Below are 17966 nucleotides of genomic sequence, written 5' to 3'. Positions count from 1 at the left end.
GGCGTCAGGGTGCAAAACGGGTGGTTGTCGATAGGCTCACGACGGTCGGTGCACCCCCGGGCCGGCAGATCCTGAGGACGGTGACATGACCCGAGTGCTCCTGGCGGAGGACGACCCAGCCATCTCCGAACCGTTGGCGCGTGCGCTGCGGCGAGAAGGCTACGACGTCGACGTGCGCGAGGACGGTGTCGCTGCGCTCGACGGTGCCAAGGAGAACCCCGACCTCGTGCTCCTCGACCTCGGCCTGCCGAAGATCGACGGGCTCGAGGTGTGTCGCCGCATCCGGGCCGAGGGCCGCGCCATCCCCGTCCTCATCCTCACGGCGCGCGCCGACGAGGTCGACACGGTCGTGGGGCTCGACGCCGGCGCCGACGACTACGTCACCAAGCCCTTCCGCCTCGCCGAGCTGCTCGCGCGGGTGCGGGCCCTGCTGCGGCGCACCCCCACCGAGGCCGTCCCGTCCGGTGAGCTGGTCCGCATCGACTCCGACGGCCGTCGCGCCTGGTTCAAGGGCGAGGAGCTGCAGCTGACGGCCAAGGAGTTCGACCTGCTGCGGGTGCTCGTGCGCGAGCAGGGCAAGGTCGTCTCGCGCGAGCAGCTGATGCGCGAGATCTGGGACACCGCGTGGTTCGGGTCGACGAAGACCCTCGACATGCACATCTCGGTGCTGCGCCGGAAGCTCGGCGACGACGCGACGTCCCCGCAGTACATCGCCACCGTCCGTGGCGTCGGCTTCCGCTTCGAGCGCCCCCAGGTCGACTGACCGTGCGCCGAGTGCTCGACCGGATGGCGCTCGTCGTGGCCGTCGTGTGCGCCGGGCTCGTCGTGCTGCTGTCGACGGCGGTCGTCGCCTGGGCCGTGACGCAGCAACCCGGCACCGTCACCGCCTGGATCGCCTCCGACCCGTCCGTGGGGATCGCCCGGTTCGGGGCCGTCATGCTCGGGATCGGCGCGCTGAGCGGTGGCGCGGCCTACGTCGCCACCCTGGGCACCCGGGCGCACGTCGAGCAGTCCTCCCAGGAGCTCGTCCACCTCGCCACCCGCTTCGCGGCGGGGGAGGCGCGCCTGACGCCGGTGCACTCGGACATCGACGAGATCGACCACGTGTCGGGAGTCATGACCCGGCGGGCCCACGACATGACGAAGTCGCTCGCGGCCGAGCGCGACTTCGCCGCAGACGCCTCGCACCAGCTGCGCACCCCGCTCACGGCCCTGCTCATGCGGCTCGAGGAGATCTCGGAGACCGACGACGCCGAGGTCGTCAAGGAGGAGGCGACGATCGCGATCGCCCAGGTCGAGCGACTGACCCGCGTCGTCGACGACCTGCTCGGTCGCACCCGCGGCTCTGGTGGGCCGTCGCCGGCCGTGTCGCTGGACTCCGTCATCGCCGCCCTCCAGCGCGAGTGGCAGCCCGCCTTCGAGCAGGCCCGCCGCTCGGTGCGGGTCCGTGGCGAGCGCGGCCTCTTCGTCCGGTCGACGCCGGTCGCGCTCTCGCAGGTGCTCTCGACGCTCCTCGAGAACTCCCTCGTCCACGGACGGGGCACCGTCGACGTGCACGCACGTCGTTCGGGCCCGTCGGTCATCGTCGAGGTCAGCGACCAGGGCGACGGCGTGCCCGCCGCCATGGCCCCGCACATCTTCGAGCGCTCGGTCAGCAGCGGAGCCGGGGGCAGCACCGGCCTGGGGCTGGCCCTCGCCCGCGACCTCGCGGAGTCCAACGGTGGTCGCCTCGACCTCGTCCAGGCCCAGCCGGCGCGCTTCGCCCTCTTCCTCTCCGAGGCCGAGACCGACTGAACGCCGACGGGACCCCCTGCCTGCCGGGGTAGGGTGCCCCGGTGAGGCGCCTGCATGAGTTCCTGTTCGTGCGCCACCGGCACAACTGGCTGCTGCTGCTCCGGTTCGCGGCCGTGGGCGTCTCGGGCGTGCTCGTCAACCTCCTCACCCTCGTCGTCGTCAAGAAGCTCGGGCCGAGCTTCGACCAGGCGATCGTCGGCGTCCCGGGCACGGAGTTCAACGTCCGCTGGTACCACGTCTACTCGACCATCGCCTTCCTCGTCGCGAACCTCTGGAACTTCCAGCTCAACCGCACGTGGACCTTCCGCACGACCAAGCACGCCCGCTGGTGGGACGAGTACTGGCCGTTCCTCGCCGTGGGCCTGCTCGGTCAGGTCATCGGCCTCGTGCTGCTGACGCTCCTCATGCACCTCGACTCACCGATCCACCTCTCGCCGACGGTCTTCGACGACTCCACGGGCTTCCGCACCCGGCTCTACTGGGCGCAGCTCATCGTCATCGCCGTCGTCACGCCCGTGTCGTTCGTGCTCAACAAGCTGTGGACCTTCGCGGCCGTGCGTGCTCACCACCCCGACCTCGCCGACCCCAGCCACGTCGAGGCGGTGCTCTCCGACGAGGGGGACGAGGCCGCCGGCTCGAGCGACGCGGACCGGCGCGCCGGAGCGGTCCCGGGGCGCCACGACCCACTCCGCTGACGGCGACTACGCTTGGGCGTCGTGACCCAGCCGAAGCGCGCCCCCGGAGGATTCCCCGTCGTCGGCGTCGTCGGCGGCGGACAGCTCGCCCGCATGATGCAGGGCCCCGCCGTCGAGCTGGGCGTCCAGCTGTCGGTGCTCGCCGAGAGCGACACTGCGGCAGCGGCCCTCGTCGTGCCGAGCTCACCGGTCGGTGAGCACACCGACCTCGAGACGGTCCGCGCCTTCGCGCAGCACTGCGACGTCGTCACCTTCGACCACGAGCACGTGCCGCCGGCCGTCCTCGAGGCGCTCGAGGCCGACGGGGTGGCCATCCACCCCACGCGCGCTGCCCTCAACTTCGCCCAGGACAAGCTCGCGATGCGCGAGCGCCTCACCGCCCTCGGGATCGCGTGCCCCCGGTGGGTGCGTGCCACCTCCGCCGAGGAGGTCACCGCCTTCGGTGACGACGTCGGCTGGCCGATCGTCGCGAAGACCCCGCGCGGCGGCTACGACGGCAAGGGCGTGGCGGTCGCCTCCTCGGCCGACGACCTCGTGGACTGGATCTCGCGGATCGGCGAGCCCGGCCCGCTCGAGCACGGCCTGCTCCTCGAGGAGAAGGTCGACTTCGTGCGGGAGCTGGCCGTCCTCATCGCCCGCAGCCCGTCCGGCCAGGCGGCGGCGTGGCCCGTCGTCGAGACGGTCCAGACCGACGGCGTCTGCACCGAGGTGCTCGCCCCCGCCCCGGCGATCGACCCGGACCTCGCGTCGGTGGCCACCGAGGCCGCACTGCGCATCGCCGGCGAGCTCGGCGTCACGGGCGTGCTCGCCGTCGAGATGTTCGAGGTGCGCCCCGGCACGGGAGGCACGTCGGCCTATGTCGTCAACGAGCTGGCGATGCGTCCGCACAACAGCGGTCACTGGTCGATGGACGGGGCCGTCACCGGACAGTTCGAGCAGCACCTGCGTGCCGTGCTCGACCTGCCGCTCGGCGACCCGCGCCCCCGGGCGCCGTGGACCGTCATGGCCAACGTCCTCGGCGGCGACTACGAGCACCTCTACCCCGCGTACCGCCACATCATGGCCCGCGACCCCGGCGCCAAGGTGCACGTCTACGGCAAGGGCGTGCGGCCCGGCCGCAAGATCGGGCACGTCAACGTCAGTGGAGCCGACCTGGACGACGCCCGCGAGCGCGCCGGGCACGCGGCCGACTACCTCAGAGGAGTGATCACCGAATGACCGAGAGCACCGAGCCCGTCGTCGGCATCGTCATGGGCAGCGACAGCGACTGGCCCGTCATGCGCGAGGCAGCCCGTGCGCTCGAGGAGTTCGCGATCCCCTACGAGGCCGATGTCGTGTCGGCCCACCGGATGCCCGACGAGATGATCGCCTACGGCCAGAACGCCGCCCGGCGCGGCCTGCGCGTCGTCGTCGCCGGCGCCGGGGGGGCCGCGCACCTGCCCGGGATGCTCGCGTCGGTGACGCCGCTCCCGGTCGTCGGGGTGCCGGTGCCCCTGAAGTACCTCGACGGCATGGACTCGCTGCTCTCGATCGTCCAGATGCCGGCCGGCGTGCCGGTCGCGACCGTCTCGATCGGCGGGGCCCGCAACGCGGGCCTGCTGGCGGCGCGCATCGTCGGCACCGGCTCCGACGAGCTCGCCGCCGACGTCCGCGAGCGCATGGTCGCCTTCCAGGCCGACCTGCGCGACCAGGCGCACGCCAAGGGAGCGTCGCTGCGCGAGCAGGTCGCCCGCGGCCTCACCGACTGAACCGGCTCCGACCCCACGCGCGACCAGGGACCGGGCACACGGCATACGCCCTCGGCCGGCCCCAGCGCGGCTCGTGGAGGACGACCGACGCCCTGGTGGCGTCAGTCGGTGACGGCCGAGGCGCCGTCACCCGGCTGGATGCGGGGGTACTCGATCTTGGGGCACGTGTCCATGACGACGGCGAGTCCGGCCGCCTCCGCGCGATCGGCGGCCTCCTCGTCGATGACCCCGAGCTGCAGCCACAGTGCCTCGATGCCGAGCCGCTCCCGCTCGGCGATCGCCTCGTCGACGACCTGCCCGACGCGGGCGCTGTTGACGAAGCAGTCGACGACCTTGACGACGGTGCCGTCCGGGATGTCGGCCAGCGTCGCGTAACCCGTCGCGCCGTGCACCGTCGCCGCGCTCGGGTGCACCGGCACGAGGCGGATGCCGAGCTCGCGCTGGAGCCACAGGGACACGCGGTAGGCCGTGCGGTCGGGATTGTCTCCGAGACCGACGACGGCCCACGTGGCCGGGGTGTGGAGCAGGTCCCGGATGACGTCGGGGTCGTTGTGGTGCGGACTCATCCCGTCATCTTCACACGTCGGCGTGCCGGGATCGCGCCCCGACGGCGTCCAGCCGACCGTGGTTGGATGGCCGGATGCGATTCGGAATGTTCGTTCCCCAGGGCTGGCGTATGGACCTCGTCGGCATCGAGCCGGCCCAGCAGTGGGAAGCCATGGTCAACCTCGCCAAGCACGCCGACGACGGAGACGTCTTCGAGTCCATCTGGGTCTACGACCACTTCCACACCGTGCCGCAGCCCTCGGGCGAGGCCACGCACGAGGCGTGGTCGCTCATGGCGGGCTTCGGCGCCGCCACGAGCCGGGTGCGGCTCGGCCAGATGTGCACGTGCATGGCCTACCGCAACCCCGCCTACCTCGCCAAGGTCGCCGCGACCGTCGACGTCATCTCCGGCGGCCGCACCGAGATGGGCATCGGCGCCGGCTGGTACGAGCACGAGTGGCGCGCCTACGGCTACGGCTTCCCCAAGGCGGGCGACCGCCTCGGCGCGCTCCGCGAAGGCGTCCAGGTCTTCCGCGACATGTGGACGAAGGGGTCGGCGACCCTCGACGGGAAGTACTACCAGGTCGACGGCGCCCTCTGCGCGCCCCGGCCCCTGCAGGGCACGAGCCACCCGGGCAGCGCGCTCAACGGCATCCCGATGTGGATCGCCGGCGGCGGCGAGAAGGTGACGCTGAAGATCGCGGCGGAGTACGCCGACTACACGAACTTCGACGGCAGCCCCGAGGGCTTCGACCACAAGAGCGCGATCCTCAAGGGCCACTGCGACGACCGCGGTCGCGACTTCGGCGAGATCGTCCGATCGGCCAACTACAACGTCGTCATCGGCGAGACCGACGCCGACGTCGAGGACCGCCTCCAGTTCTACGGCGAGCTGCTCCGCAAGGGCGGCGTGGCCGACGACAAGGCCGCCGCTGCCGTCGAGGACCTCCGCAAGCAGCCCGCCGTGGGGACGCCCGACAAGATCGTCACGATGCTCAAGGACATGGAGGCCCGCGGGATGACGTATGCCATCACGTACTTCGCGGAGGCCGCCTACGACCGCTCGGGCATCGAGCTCTTCGAGCAGACCGTCGCTCCCGAGCTCACGGCCTGACGCTCCCGCTCCGATCCCGCCGTTCGAGGTGATGCCGGCACCCACGTGGGTGCCGGCATCACCTCGAACCGGGACGGTCCGGTGGCCTACCAGGCGGTCCAGCCGCCGTCGACGGCGACGACCTGGCCGGTGACGTAGGCGGACGCGTCCGAGGCGAGCCACGTGACGACGCCGCGGAAGTCGTCCTCGGTGCCCATCCGGCCCAGCGGGGTGAGCCGCTCGTAGCGCTCGACGAACGACTCGTCCTGACCGCGCGCGATCCCCCCGGGGGCGAAGGCGTTGACCCGCACGTYGGGCGCGAGCACCGTCGAGAGGTAGCGCGTCAGCTGGGCGATGCCGCCCTTGCTCGCCGCGTAGGCCGCGGGGTTGCCCATCCGGGTGCCCTCGTAGAGACCCATGTTGGGCCCGACGAGACCGTAGATGCTCGACACGTTGACGACGCTCCCGTGACCCGAGGCGCGCAGGAGGGGCGCGAGCTGCCGGGTCAGCGAGAAGGGGGCCGTGACGTTGAGGGCCAGCGCCATCGCGAAGGCGTCGTCGGTCTGCTCCTCGAAGGGGACGGCATACCCGGGGACGCCGGAGGTGCCGGTGAACGCGGCGTTGTTGACGAGGACATCGCAGGCGCCGAGGCCACGGACGACGTCGACGACGCGCGAGATCCCCTGCGGTTCAAGAAGGTCGGCGGCAACGGGGACATGGTCGCTGCCGGGGAGCGCAGCGGCGGCTGCCGCGCAGCTCTCCTCGTCGAGGTCGACGACGACGATGCGGGCACCCGCCCTCGCCAGGGCGTCGGCGAGCACGCGGCCGAGCGGTCCGGCGCCCCCGGTCACGACGGCCGTGCGTCCGGTGAGCGACGTCGTGGGCGTGGGCGTCATCGTGGGTCCTCCGTCTGGGCGATCGGGGCGGCGACGTCGAGCCACGGCAGCGTGATGAGCCCGGCGCCGATGAGGGCCTCGATGAGGCGGAACTCGTACTCGTCGTCGATGGAGAAGGCCTGGGCCTCGGGGATCTCGAGCCCTTCGTGGGTGCCCTCGTCGAACCACGAGCTCTCGAGGCGGCGCACGAAGTCGGCCCGCCAGAGGTAGAAGTTGCCGTTGATCCGGAGGAACCGGCCGACGTCCTGCCGTCGGGTGACACCCGTGCCCGCCTCGAAGTAGCGGGAGAGCGCGCCGTCGAGGGACCCGTCGGGGCGCACGCCGACCCACACCGGGTTGAAGGTGGGTTCGGAGACGCTGATGACGCCGTCGAGGGCGGGCGTCGTGGCGAGGCGTCGGACGGCCTCGGCCAGCTGGGACGGCACCCGGGCGGGACTCGTCGGGTCGAGGAGGAGCACTGCGTCGTAGGAACCTCCCTCGTCGCTCTCGACCCACTCGAGGGCATGACGCACGACCGGGGCCATGGGGGTGTCGTCGGCCGCGAGCTCGGCCGGGCGCAGGAACGGGGCTTCTCCACCGTGGGCGCGCACGATGTCGGCGATCTCGGCCGAGTCGGTCGTCACGACGCAGCGGGTGACCTCCGGCGTCATCGCCGCAGCACGGACGCTGTGGGCGATGAGGGGCAGGCCCCACATCGGACGGATGTTCTTGCCGGGTAGGCCTTTCGAGCCGCCACGTGCCGGGATGACCGCGAGGACGCGGGGCGGGGTGTGGTCGGTCACGAGCCGTCCTCGGTGTCGGTGTCGGGGTTGGGGCCCTGCGAGGCCAGGGCCCTGGCCTCGTCGCAGAGACGGACGGCGTCGATGCCGTCGGCCAGGGTCGCCGGCGCTCCCCGGGCGATCCGCTGAGCCGCGGGGGACCACGGCTTGAGCTCGAGGGCCGCCCGCGCCTGGGTTCCCATGACGATGTCGCGGTCCAGGTCGTGCTCGAAGACCTGCTCGCTCACCTCGCCGTCGGAGGTCGTGTGCCGAACCATCGCGCGCGTGACGTCCCACTCGAGGATGCCGTCCGAGGTGTGGATGACGACCCCGCGCGACGTCGGGCGGGTGACGTAGTCGAGCCGCGCGGTCACGGTGAAGCGGTCGCGGGTGGTCCAGAGCAGCGTGGCGGCCTGCTCGGCCTCGATGTCGAGCGGACCGCTCGTCTCGAGGAACGAGCCGACGAGGTCGGGGCGGCCGAAGAGCACGCCGGCGTAGTCGATCTCGTGGACCATGTCGCGGAGCACACCGCCCTCGTCGCGCCGGGCGGAGTAGGACTCGCGGTAGTCGCGGTCGGGCCGCCAGTCCGGCAGCCACGACTGCGAGCGCACGTGGGCCGAGGCCGGTCCGTCGATGCGGCCGACGAGCCGGCGCAGGTGGCGGAAGGCCTCGTGCGCCCGAAGCGGCGCGGCGACCCAGATGTCCTGGGCTCGCGGGTGGGCGCGGAGCACGGCCGCGTCATCGGCCGACCCGGCGACGGGCTTCTCGACGAGGACCGACGCCGCACCGGCGTCGAGCGCCAGGACGGTGTCGCTGACGTGCCGGGCGGTGTCGGTCGCGACGACGACGAGCACGCCCGGCAGGGCGCCCGGGCCCGTCGCGTCGTCGAGCAGGCGAGCGCGGGTGACGTCGTCGACGGCGCCCGGCCCGAGCCCGCGGTCGCGGACCGGCCAGAGCGCGACGTCGGCGCCCTCCTGCCGGAAGACCCGCGCGTGCCGCTGCCCGATGGAGCCGGAGCCGCGCACGACCACGGGCATCGACGACGGAGACGGGCTGGGCACACCTGCAGGCTAGAGGACGGCGCCGCGCACCGCTCAGGTCGCCGGGCACGACGCGGGTGGCTGAGCGGTGGGCCGGCCCCGCACCGGTACCTTCGAGCCTGTGACGAGCACGCCCGAAGGCACCGCGCCCACCGCCGCACCCGCGAGCGGCTCGCTCGGAGCGCACTCGGTGGTCTACCTCGTCGGCACGGCGCTGCAGGGCCTCGGCGTGCTCCTCGTCCTGCCCTTCGCCACCCGGGTGCTCGGCGCCGTCGAGTTCGGTCGCGTCGCAACAGGTCTCGTCGTCGTGCAGATGGTCGGCACCATCGCCGCCGCCGGACTGCCGCAGGTCGTGCTCCGCGAGCACCACCGCGGTGCCGAGGGCCCACGGGTCGCGCGGGCCCTCGCCGGGACGATGGTGCTGCTGGCCCTCGGGCTCGGCGTCGTCGGCCTCGCGCTGGCCCTGCTCCTCTCGGCCACCGGGCACGCGGACCTCCGACAGTGGGTGCCGCTCGTCCTCGCCGCGGTGGCCCTGACGACGGTCGTGGCCGGCCAGACGCTGATGCGGGCGCGACTCCAGCCCTGGGGCTTCCTCGCCCTCGCCGTGCTCGCCACCGTCGGGGCACAGCTCGCGGGACTCCTGGCGGCGCGGGCCGAGCCGACCGCGGGGACGTACCTCACGGCATACGCCGTCGTCGTCGTGCTGGCTGCCGTCCTCGCCCTCGTCCTCGGCCGTCCGCTGCCGCCCACGGTCGAGCGCGCGCGGGTCCGGGCGGGCATCCGCCTGGCCACGCCCCTGCTGCCGCAGGCGGCCGCGATGCTCGGCCTGCTCTCCGGGGACGTGCTGCTGGCCAGGGTCCTCGTCGGCGAGGCCGGGGCGGGCAGCTACCAGGTGGCGCTGCAGCTCGGGAACATGCCGTTCGTGCTCGCCGTCGCCCTCTTCAACGCGTGGGGGCCGCTCGTGCTCTCGCACCCCATCGACCGCCGCTGGGCGTGGACGGCCCGCACGGGCACCGCCCTGACGACCGTCGTCGCGGCGGGCGCGGCGGGGGTGGCGCTGCTCGGGCCGTGGCTCGTCGCCGTCATGGCCGACCCCGGCTTCGACCACGTCGCCATGGTCGGCGCGCTCGGGGTCATCTGCACCGTGTCGGTGTCGTACATGCTCTACCAGGGCTCGTCGCTCGCCGTGCTCGACGCCGAGCGCACCGGCCGGCTCGCCTGGGCCGCGCTCATCGCGCTCGCGGTCGTCGTCCTCGTCGCGCTCTGGCTCGCGCCGCGGTCGGGCGCGACGGGTGGGGTCGTCGGCGTCGCGATCGCCAAGGCCGTGGGCTACGTCGTGCTCATGGCCCTGACGACGTGGTTCGCGCGGACCCACTCGCCGCTGCGCTGGCCGCCGCGGGTGGCCGTCGTGGCGCTCGCCGGTGTCGCGCTCGCCCTCGTGGGTGCCGTGCTGCCGCTGGAGGGGCCGGCTGCGTGGGTGCGCGTCGCACTCGCCGCCCTCGTCGGGGCGGCCGCCGTGGCCGTCGCGCCGCGGATCCWGCGCGTGCTGCGCGGATAGGATGAGGCGCTCGCCCGGCTCGCCTCGATCCGGCACGCACCGACACGCAGGAGAGACGCTTTCGTGGTGACACCGCTCGTCCACATGGGGTTGGGCTACGACGACCTCCTCGTCCCGGCCCTCGTGCACGCGGGTTTCGAGACGAAGGACCTCATCCTCGTCGTCCGCACGGACGCCAACCTCGCGTGGGTGCGCCGGCACGCGCCGCGCGCCACGACCGTCCGGCTGCCGTATGCCGCCGCGCGCAAGGCCAACGTCGTCAGTGGCCTCGCGCCCCACGCCGCTCTCAAACGGGCCTGCGCCGGGGTGGGTCTCGACCCCCTCGACCTGCTCGTGTCCGAGCGGGCGCTGCGCCGCAACCGGGTCGACACCGCGATGAACTTCCTCAACCTCGCCGCCGAGGAGCTCGAGGCGGCCATCGAGGGTCGCGGCCCCGTCCTGGCCCTCGTCGAGTTCACCGTGACGTCCGAGCTGCTCACGGCCGGCCTCGTGACCCACCACGGTGGCCTCGCGACCTGGCCCCGCGGCATACGCCTCCCGTCCGACCGCTTCGGCCTCATCGGCGCGCCCAAGGGGATCACCCTGTGGGAGCGGCAGGTCGAGGACCCGTCGGCCCTCGCCGCGGGTCAGGCCTTCATCGACACGTGGCGGGCCGAGCACGGTCGGCCGATGGGCTTCGCGCGCAACCTCAAGGTCGAGACCGGCCAGGAGATCTGGCGGCTCGCGAGCGACCGCATCAAGGAGTTCGCCGTCGACCGGGGCGCGAACCTCCAGCTGCCCCGGCCCTCGGACTACGCCAGGCTCCCCTGGCTCAACCCCGTCAAGGCGCGGCTCAACCTGCGCGAGTACCAGGACCGTCGCTGGGACCCGGTGCCCGAGAAGTTCGTCTTCCTGCCGCTACAGGTGCAGCCCGAGTCGAGCGCCGACGTCATGGGTCAGGAGTGGCGCGACCAGGCCTACACCGCAAGGGTGCTCGCCGAGGCGCTCGCGCCGCTCGACATCGGCGTCGCCGTCAAGGAGCACGCGCACTTCATGTGGCGCCGCGACCCCGACTACTGGCCGCAGTTCGACGCTCACCCCAACATCGCCACGATCGACCCCTTCGCCGACTCGCGCGAGCTGATGAAGCAGGCGGTCTTCACCGTCACCGCGACCGGCACGGTCGGCCTCGAGGCCGGCCTCCTCGGACTGCCGGTCGTCACCGGCGCCGAGATGCCGTGGAGCGGCCTGGGCAACGTCGCGCAGCTCGACTCGCCCGACGACCTGACCCGGTTCGTCGCCGACCGCGGCTGGGAGTCGCTGCGCGCCGACCAGGCCACGATCGACGAGTGGTTCGTCCACGACTACGTGCGCAACTCGTGGGAGGGTCTCGTGCTCGACCCGCCGCGGGTGCCCGCGGTGCTCGAGCCCGACAACATCCGCAAGGTCGGCGGCGCGCTCGGCGAGGCCGCGGCCTCGCTCGGCCACCGGGGCGGACCCGCATGACGGGCGACGGCACCGGCTGGGTCGTCTTCGGCGCCGGCGGCCACGCGCGCTCGGTCGTCGACGTCCTCGAGCGCGCCGGTCACGCCGTCGTCGCGGTCTCGGGCGCCGTCCCGGCAGGCGAGTCCTGGCACGTCGACGTGCTCGTCGACGACCGGGAGGCCTTCGAGCTCCTCGCGGCGGAGGGACTCCACGCGGTCGTCGCCATCGGTGCCAACGCGGCTCGCGCGCGGCTCGTGCGCGAGCTCGTGGCACGCGGGATCTCGGTCCCGCCCGTCGTCGCCGCGACCGCGACGGTCTCTCCCCGAAGCGTGCTCGGGGCCGGGTCGGTCGTGCTCGAGCACGCGCACGTCGGACCGGCCAGCACCCTCGGTGAGGCCGTCGTCGTCAACACCGCGGCCGTCGTCGAGCACGACTGCACCGTCGGCGTCGGCACCCACGTCGCGCCCGGCGCCGTGCTCCTCGGTGCCGCGTCCGTGGGCGAGCTGACCCTCGTCGGCAGCGGAGCACGCGTCCTTCCCGGCGTCTCGGTCGGGTCGAGCGTCACCGTCGGGGCCGGCGCCGTCGTCACCACACCCGTCGCCGACGGCGCGACCGTCGTCGGCGTCCCCGCAGCCACGCGCCCCACCGGAGGCACCGCATGAGCGACCACCTGAACGCCGTCCACCCGGTCGCGATCGGCGATGTCGAGGTCCCGACCCCCGGTGACGTCTACGTCATCGCCGAGGCCGGGGTGAACCACAACGGCGACATCGAGCTGGCCCACCGCCTCGTCGACATCGCGGTCGCGTCCGGYGCGGATGCGGTGAAGTTCCAGACGTTCTCGCCCGACAAGCTCGTCTCGTCGGCGGCCGCGACGACGCCCTACCAGCGTGACCGCGGCGGAAGTGCCGACCAGCGCAGCCTGCTCGAGGCCCTGACCCTGCCCAAGGAGGCCTGGGTCGAGCTGCGCGACCACGCGACCGAGGCGGGGACGACCTTCCTCTCGACGCCCTTCGACCTCGACAGCGCCGAGATGCTCGTCGAGCTCGGGCTGCCCGCGCTCAAGGTCAGCTCTGGAGAGCTGACGAACCTGCCCTACCTGCGTGAGATGTCGCGACTCGGGGTCGTCCTGCTCGTCTCGACGGGGATGGGCACCCAGGACGAGGTCGAGGCGGCCGTCGAGGCCTGCGCCGACGCGCCGGGCCTCGTGCTCTTCCACTGCGTCTCGGCCTACCCGGCGCCCGTCGAGGAGTGCAACCTGCGGGTCATCCCGCGCCTGACCGAGCTGCACGGCATACCCGTGGGGTGGTCGGACCACACGCCCGGGCTCACGACGGCGCTCGGCGCCGTGGCGCTCGGTGCGCCGATCCTCGAGAAGCACTTCACGAGCGACCGCACCCTCCCCGGCCCCGACCACCTCGCCAGCCTCGAGCCGGACGCGCTCACCGACTACGTCGCGACGACGAAGCAGCTCGCGCTGGCTCTCGGCGACGGCGTCAAGGTGCGCATGCCGTCGGAGGAGGAGAACGCCGTCCTCGTCCGGCGGTCGTGGCACGCGGCGCACGCGATGCCGGCCGGCTCGGAGCTCGCGGGCACCGACCTGCAGCTGCTGCGCCCCGAGGGCGGCGTCAGCCCCGCCGTCGACATCCGCGGACGCGTCCTGGCCCGCGCGGTCGAGGCCGGAGCCCCCGTGACCGACGCCGACCTCGTCGGCTGACCCGTGGCCCCCACGCACACGGTCGCCGTCTTCGTCGGGACCCGCGCCGACCTCGGACCGCTGTCGCCGGTGCTCGAGGCCCTGCAGTCGGCGAGCGACGTGACCCTGCGCGTCCTGACCGGGGTGATGTATGCCGCCGACGACCTCGTCGCGGCCCTGCCCTCGAGCGTCACGGCGGACGAGTGGCGCGGGGCCGTCGTGCCGCTCGCCGAGCCGATGACGGCCGTGACGGTCGACGCCCAGCTCGAGCAGGGTGCGCTGCTCGCGCGCGCCTGCGGACGGGCGCTCCGGGACGAGCACGTCGACGTCCTCGTCGTGCTCGGCGACCGCTGGGAGCTGCTCTACGTCGTGCCGCCCGCCGTCCTGCTCGGGGTGCCGGTCGTGCACCTGCACGGGGGAGAGGTGACCGAGGGGGCGCTCGACGAACGGGTCCGCCACGCCGTCACCAAGCTCGCCGACCAGCACTGCGTCGCGTCCGAGGACGCCGCGGCGCGGGTGCGCCAGCTCGGCGAGCCGGCCGACCGCGTCCACGTGACCGGGGCGCCCGGCCTCGACCGGCTCGCGACCGCGTCGCCGATCCCCGACGCCGACCTCGGCGACCTGCTCGGCACGACCGTCGAGCGACCGCTCGGCCTCTTCACCTACCACCCGCCGACCGCCCAGCCCGGTGCCCCGGTGGGGCAGTGGGCGCGCGAGGCCGCCGAGGCCGCGCTCGCCGCGTGTGGCACCGTCGTCGCCACCCACCCGGGCATGGACGAGGGGCGCGACGAGATCCTCTCGGCACTGACCTGCCTCGCGGCACGCGAACCCCGCCTCCGGCTCGTCGCCGCCCTCGGCCGTGACTACCCCCGCGTCCTCGCGGCCGCCGACGTCGTCGTCGGCAACTCGAGCTCGGGCGTCATCGAGGCCGCGACCCTGCACGTGCCGGCCGTCGACATCGGCGAGCGTCAGCGCGGTCGGCTCCGGGGCGACAACGTGGTCCACGCGGCCGAGGGCCGGGAGACCGTCGAGGCCGCGCTGCGCACCGCGCTCAGCCCCCGCTGGCGGGAGCACGCGGCGCACGTCGCCAACCCCTACGGCACGGGTACGGCGAGCGCCGCCATCCTCGATATCGTTCGGACAGCGGCGCTCGCCCCACGGGCCAAGCACTTCGTGGACCTGCACCCGGCACGCGTGGTGGGCAGGCAACGGGCCCGCCGCACGAACGAGGAGGAGGAGGAGTGACAGCGCGAGATCTGCGCGCGGCGTGCGCGCCGACCACCGCGACGATCCGCGACGCCCTCGAGGTCGTGGACCGCAGCGGCAACCTCGTGTGCCTGCTCGTCGACGACGAGAACCGCCTCGCCGGGCTGCTCACCGACGGCGACCTGCGCAGAGCCTTCCTCAAGGGCACGAGCCTCGACGACGCCGCCCTCGACCACGCCACCCGGACGCCGCACTTCGTCGCCGCCGGGTCACCGCGGGCGCTCGTCCTCGACCTCATGCAGGCCCTGCGCATCTCTGCCGTGCCCGAGCTCGCCGACGACCGCACCCTCGTCGGCCTGCACACCCTGTCGGACGTCGTCGGGTCGGCGCCGCTGCCCAACGTCGCCGTCGTCATGGCCGGTGGTCGCGGCACGCGCCTCGGCGACCTGACGAAGGACACCCCGAAGCCGCTCATGACCGTCGCGGGCCGCTCGATCCTCGAGTGGATCGTCCTCGGTCTCGTCGGTGACGGCATCCGCGAGATCTACGTCAGCGTCAACTACCTCGCCGAGCAGATCGAGGAGCACCTCGGGGACGGCTCCCGCCTCGGGTGCACGGTCCGCTACCTCCGGGAGGACCCGGAGCGACCGCTGGGCACGGCAGGCTCCCTGACGCTCCTGCGCGACGAGCGGCCCGACCTCGAGCACGCTGTGCTCGTCATGAACGGCGACCTCATGGTCGAGTTCGACGCGAGCGACCTGCTCGACGCGCACCGGCGGACGGGCGCCGCCGTCACCGTCGCGACCCGCACCTACCAGCACGAGGTGCCGTTCGGCGTCGTCGAGAGCACCGACGGGCGCGTCACCGGCGTCTCGGAGAAGCCGACCCTGAGCTTCGACATCAACGCCGCCGTGTATGCCGTCGAGCCGCGGGCGCTCGCCTGGCTGCCCACCGGGCGCGCCAGCACGATGCCGGGCCTCGTCGAGACGTGTCTCGCGCGCGACGAGCCGGTGACGGCGTGGCCGATCCAGAGCGACTGGATCGACGTCGGCACCCCGAAGGACCTGGCCCGCGCGAAGGGCGAGACGTGAGCGCCCGCGCGAGCGACGACGTGACCGCCACGGTCACTGCTGACGTGGCAAACGGCATACGAGCACCCATGGACGACGAAAAGGCAGCTGTGACAACACCTTCCGCTCCAAGCAACACCGTTGAGATCCCCGACATCGAGCTGACCGCGCGACCCGTCGAGGGCTCCGTCGCCGGCAAGACCGTCCTCGTCACGGGCTCCGACGGCTTCATCGGGTCGCACGTCGTCGAGCGGCTGCTCGCCGACGGCGCACACGTGCGCGCCTTCTGCCTCTACAACTCCAACGGCTCGACGGGGTGGCTCGACGAGTCCGACGCCTTCCGCGCCGCCGTCCGCGACGGCCAGGCCGAGGTCGTCCTCGGCGACATCCGCGACCCCGAGCACGTCATGGCGACGACCGAGGGCGTCGACGTCGTGCTCCACCTCGCGGCGCTCATCGCGATCCCCTTCTCCTACGTGGCTCCCCGCTCCTACGTCGAGACCAACGTCATCGGCACGCTCAACGTGCTCGAGGCCGTCCGTCGCCACGGCACGCCGCGGATGGTCAACACGTCGACCTCCGAGGTCTACGGCACGCCCGAGTCGGTGCCGATCACCGAGGCGCACCCACTGCGCGGCCAGTCGCCCTACTCGGCGACGAAGATCTCGGCCGACAAGATGTGCGAGTCGTACGCGCTGTCGTTCGAGACGCCGGTGACGACGCTGCGCCCGTTCAACACGTTCGGGCCCCGCCAGTCGACGCGCGCCGTCATCCCGACCGTCCTGTCGCAGCTGCTCGCCGGCGCGAGCCAGCTCAAGCTCGGCGACGTCACGCCGAAGCGCGACTTCACCTTCGTCGCCGACACGGCCGACGGCTTCGTCCGCGCGGCTCTGGCCGACGTCGCGCCCGGCACGACGATCCAGCTCGGCACCGGGCGCACCGTCTCCGTCGGCGACGTCGTCGACCTGTGCCGCAGGGTCACCGGCAGCGACGCCGAGATCGTCACCGAGAGCGATCGCATCCGGCCCGGGGGGTCCGAGGTGCAGATCCTGCTGTCCGACCCGTCGCTCGCCAACGAGGTGCTCGGCTGGGCGCCCACCGTGTCGCTCGAGGAAGGTCTCGCCGCCACCGCCGAGTGGCTGCGGCCGCGCGTCGACCCCGAGACGGCCGGCCGGTACCACCGGTGACCACGACCGGCGAGGCGCACGCGCCCGGAGCGCGCGGGCCCGAGGGCACGATCCCGCTGGCCGTGCCCAACATCGGCGAGCTCGAGCGCCGCTACGTCCTCGAGGCCGTCGAGTCGGGCTTCGTCTCGTCCGTCGGACCCTTCGTCGCGGAGTTCGAGCGGCGTTTCGCCGAGCGGGTCAGGTCGAAGCACGCCATCGCGTGCGCGACCGGCACGGCCGCGATCCACATCGGCCTGCTCCTGCTCGGGGTCGGTCGCGACGACGACGTCGTCTGTTCCGACTTCACCTTCGTCGGCTCGGTCAACCCGATCGCCTACTGCGGCGCGCGGCCGGTCCTCGTCGACGCCGAGTGGACGACGTGGAACATCGACCCTGCCCTGCTCGCGGCCGAGCTCGACCGCCGCGCTGCCGCGGGGGAGGCACAGCCCAAGGTCGTCGAGATCGTCCACGTGCTGGGGCAGCCCGCCGACATGGGACCGCTCATGGACGCCTGCGACCGGCACGGCATACCCGTGCTCGAGGACGCCGCGGAGTCGCTCGGGGCGACGTGGACGGCGGGCCCCTATGCCGGGCGTCACACCGGCACGGTCGGCCGGATCGGGTGCTTCTCCTTCAACGGCAACAAGATCGCGACGACCGGCGGTGGCGGCATGATCGTCACCGACGACGACGACCTTGCCGCCCGGGCCCGCCACCTGACGACCCAGGCGAAGGTGCCCGACGTCGGCTACCTCCACGACGAGGTCGGTTACAACTACCGCCTCACGAACATCGCGGCGGGCCTCGGGCTCGCCCAGCTCGAGCGGCTCGACGAGTTCGTCGCGGCCAAGCACCGGATCGCGTCCCGCTACGACGCCGCGTTCGCCGACCTGCCGCTCGTCCTGCCGCCGCGCGTCGACGGGCTCGAGGCGACGTACTGGCTCTACTCGGTCCTCGTGCCCGAGTCCGACGGGCGCGGGCGTGACGAGTTCCTCGACCACCTCAACGGGCTCGGCGTCGGGGCGCGCGCGCTGTGGCGGCCGCTGCACGACCAGCCGCCGTTCCTGTCGGCGCCCCTCGTGGGTGGCGCTGTCGGTGACGGCCTCTTCGCCCGAGGCCTCTCGCTGCCCTGCGCGACCGAGCTGACCGACGCCGACCAGGACCGCGTCATCGCGGCGGTGCGCTCCTTCTTCGTCTAGGCCTGCTTCGCCCGGGCCGGACGGCCGACGCAGCGCG

Annotated in this window: 18 protein-coding genes; 14 read left to right on the top strand and 4 right to left on the bottom strand. The window is 73.2% G+C overall.

The window, feature by feature from the left end; all coding sequences use genetic code 11:
- Nucleotides 1-85: 85 nt before the first annotated feature.
- Genes AB4Y83_RS08775 through purE form a run of 5 tightly spaced genes read left to right on the top strand, consistent with a single transcriptional unit; the run spans nt 86 to nt 4237 of the window.
- Complete coding sequence (locus AB4Y83_RS08775; RefSeq protein WP_056773162.1) at nt 86-763, top strand: response regulator transcription factor; 678 nt, start codon at nt 86-88, stop codon at nt 761-763.
- 2 nt (nt 764-765) lie between these two features.
- Nucleotides 766-1794 carry a sensor histidine kinase gene (locus tag AB4Y83_RS08770; protein ID WP_056827065.1) on the top strand — a complete coding sequence of 343 codons (1029 nt, stop codon included), beginning with the start codon at nt 766-768 and terminating at the stop codon, nt 1792-1794.
- A gap of 41 nt (nt 1795-1835) precedes the next feature.
- Nucleotides 1836-2489: a GtrA family protein gene (locus tag AB4Y83_RS08765; RefSeq protein WP_442276793.1), complete on the top strand. Its 654-nt coding sequence runs from the start codon at nt 1836-1838 to the stop codon at nt 2487-2489.
- 21 nt (nt 2490-2510) lie between these two features.
- Nucleotides 2511-3707, top strand: a complete 1197-nt coding sequence (locus tag AB4Y83_RS08760) for a 5-(carboxyamino)imidazole ribonucleotide synthase (protein WP_442296576.1) — start codon at nt 2511-2513, stop codon at nt 3705-3707.
- Nucleotides 3704-4237: a 5-(carboxyamino)imidazole ribonucleotide mutase gene (gene purE / locus AB4Y83_RS08755; protein WP_442276795.1), complete on the top strand. Its 534-nt coding sequence runs from the start codon at nt 3704-3706 to the stop codon at nt 4235-4237. The genes AB4Y83_RS08760 and purE overlap by 4 nt, the downstream gene beginning before the upstream one ends.
- Nucleotides 4238-4338: 101 nt before the next feature.
- On the opposite strand, the gene AB4Y83_RS08750 is transcribed toward purE, so the two are convergent.
- The gene (locus AB4Y83_RS08750; protein ID WP_442276796.1) at nt 4339-4803 is read right to left on the bottom strand and encodes a CoA-binding protein; all 465 of its coding nucleotides are present in this window, start codon (nt 4801-4803) and stop codon (nt 4339-4341) included.
- Between the two features lie 74 nt (nt 4804-4877).
- Here AB4Y83_RS08750 and AB4Y83_RS08745 point away from each other — a divergent pair, with 74 nt between their 5' ends.
- Nucleotides 4878-5897, top strand: a complete 1020-nt coding sequence (locus tag AB4Y83_RS08745) for an LLM class F420-dependent oxidoreductase (RefSeq protein ID WP_056773183.1) — start codon at nt 4878-4880, stop codon at nt 5895-5897.
- An 86-nt stretch (nt 5898-5983) separates the two neighbouring features.
- On the opposite strand, the gene AB4Y83_RS08740 is transcribed toward AB4Y83_RS08745, so the two are convergent.
- The 3 genes from AB4Y83_RS08740 to AB4Y83_RS08730 are packed head-to-tail and all read right to left on the bottom strand — an operon-like array spanning nt 5984 to nt 8591.
- Nucleotides 5984-6772: an SDR family oxidoreductase gene (locus AB4Y83_RS08740; RefSeq protein WP_442296575.1), complete on the bottom strand. Its 789-nt coding sequence runs from the start codon at nt 6770-6772 to the stop codon at nt 5984-5986.
- Nucleotides 6769-7554 (bottom strand): acylneuraminate cytidylyltransferase family protein, encoded by a 786-nt coding sequence (locus tag AB4Y83_RS08735; RefSeq protein WP_442296574.1) that lies wholly within the window; start codon nt 7552-7554, stop codon nt 6769-6771. The genes AB4Y83_RS08740 and AB4Y83_RS08735 overlap by 4 nt, the downstream gene beginning before the upstream one ends.
- Nucleotides 7551-8591, bottom strand: coding sequence for a Gfo/Idh/MocA family protein (locus tag AB4Y83_RS08730; protein ID WP_442296573.1), 1041 nt, complete (start codon nt 8589-8591; stop codon nt 7551-7553). Before AB4Y83_RS08730 ends, AB4Y83_RS08735 begins: the two co-directional genes overlap by 4 nt.
- A 100-nt stretch (nt 8592-8691) precedes the next feature.
- Between AB4Y83_RS08730 and AB4Y83_RS08725 the strand changes: the two genes are divergently transcribed.
- From AB4Y83_RS08725 to AB4Y83_RS08690, 8 genes are all read left to right on the top strand, one after another.
- Nucleotides 8692-10128, top strand: coding sequence for a lipopolysaccharide biosynthesis protein (locus AB4Y83_RS08725; RefSeq protein ID WP_442296572.1), 1437 nt, complete (start codon nt 8692-8694; stop codon nt 10126-10128).
- Between the two features lie 63 nt (nt 10129-10191).
- Complete coding sequence (locus tag AB4Y83_RS08720) at nt 10192-11613, top strand: hypothetical protein (RefSeq protein ID WP_442296571.1); 1422 nt, start codon at nt 10192-10194, stop codon at nt 11611-11613.
- Complete coding sequence (locus tag AB4Y83_RS08715) at nt 11610-12254, top strand: NeuD/PglB/VioB family sugar acetyltransferase (RefSeq protein WP_442276803.1); 645 nt, start codon at nt 11610-11612, stop codon at nt 12252-12254. The genes AB4Y83_RS08720 and AB4Y83_RS08715 overlap by 4 nt, the downstream gene beginning before the upstream one ends.
- Complete coding sequence (locus AB4Y83_RS08710; protein WP_442276804.1) at nt 12251-13309, top strand: N-acetylneuraminate synthase family protein; 1059 nt, start codon at nt 12251-12253, stop codon at nt 13307-13309. Before AB4Y83_RS08715 ends, AB4Y83_RS08710 begins: the two co-directional genes overlap by 4 nt.
- 3 nt (nt 13310-13312) lie before the next feature.
- On the top strand, nt 13313-14533 hold the full coding sequence (gene neuC, locus AB4Y83_RS08705; RefSeq protein WP_442296570.1) for a UDP-N-acetylglucosamine 2-epimerase: 1221 nt from the start codon (nt 13313-13315) through the stop codon (nt 14531-14533).
- Nucleotides 14530-15585, top strand: coding sequence for a nucleotidyltransferase family protein (locus tag AB4Y83_RS08700; protein ID WP_442296569.1), 1056 nt, complete (start codon nt 14530-14532; stop codon nt 15583-15585). Before neuC ends, AB4Y83_RS08700 begins: the two co-directional genes overlap by 4 nt.
- A gap of 89 nt (nt 15586-15674) precedes the next feature.
- Complete coding sequence (locus AB4Y83_RS08695) at nt 15675-16751, top strand: SDR family NAD(P)-dependent oxidoreductase (protein ID WP_442296568.1); 1077 nt, start codon at nt 15675-15677, stop codon at nt 16749-16751.
- On the top strand, nt 16748-17929 hold the full coding sequence (locus tag AB4Y83_RS08690) for a DegT/DnrJ/EryC1/StrS family aminotransferase (RefSeq protein ID WP_442296567.1): 1182 nt from the start codon (nt 16748-16750) through the stop codon (nt 17927-17929). The genes AB4Y83_RS08695 and AB4Y83_RS08690 overlap by 4 nt, the downstream gene beginning before the upstream one ends.
- Nucleotides 17930-17966: the final 37 nt, after the last annotated feature.

The organism is Terrabacter sp. RAF57 (genome assembly GCF_052113925.1).
Taxonomy (GTDB): Bacteria; Actinomycetota; Actinomycetes; order Actinomycetales; family Dermatophilaceae; genus Terrabacter.
The sequence above is the reverse complement of the archived record's forward strand: the minus strand, read 5'-3'. Positions and strand labels throughout refer to the sequence as shown.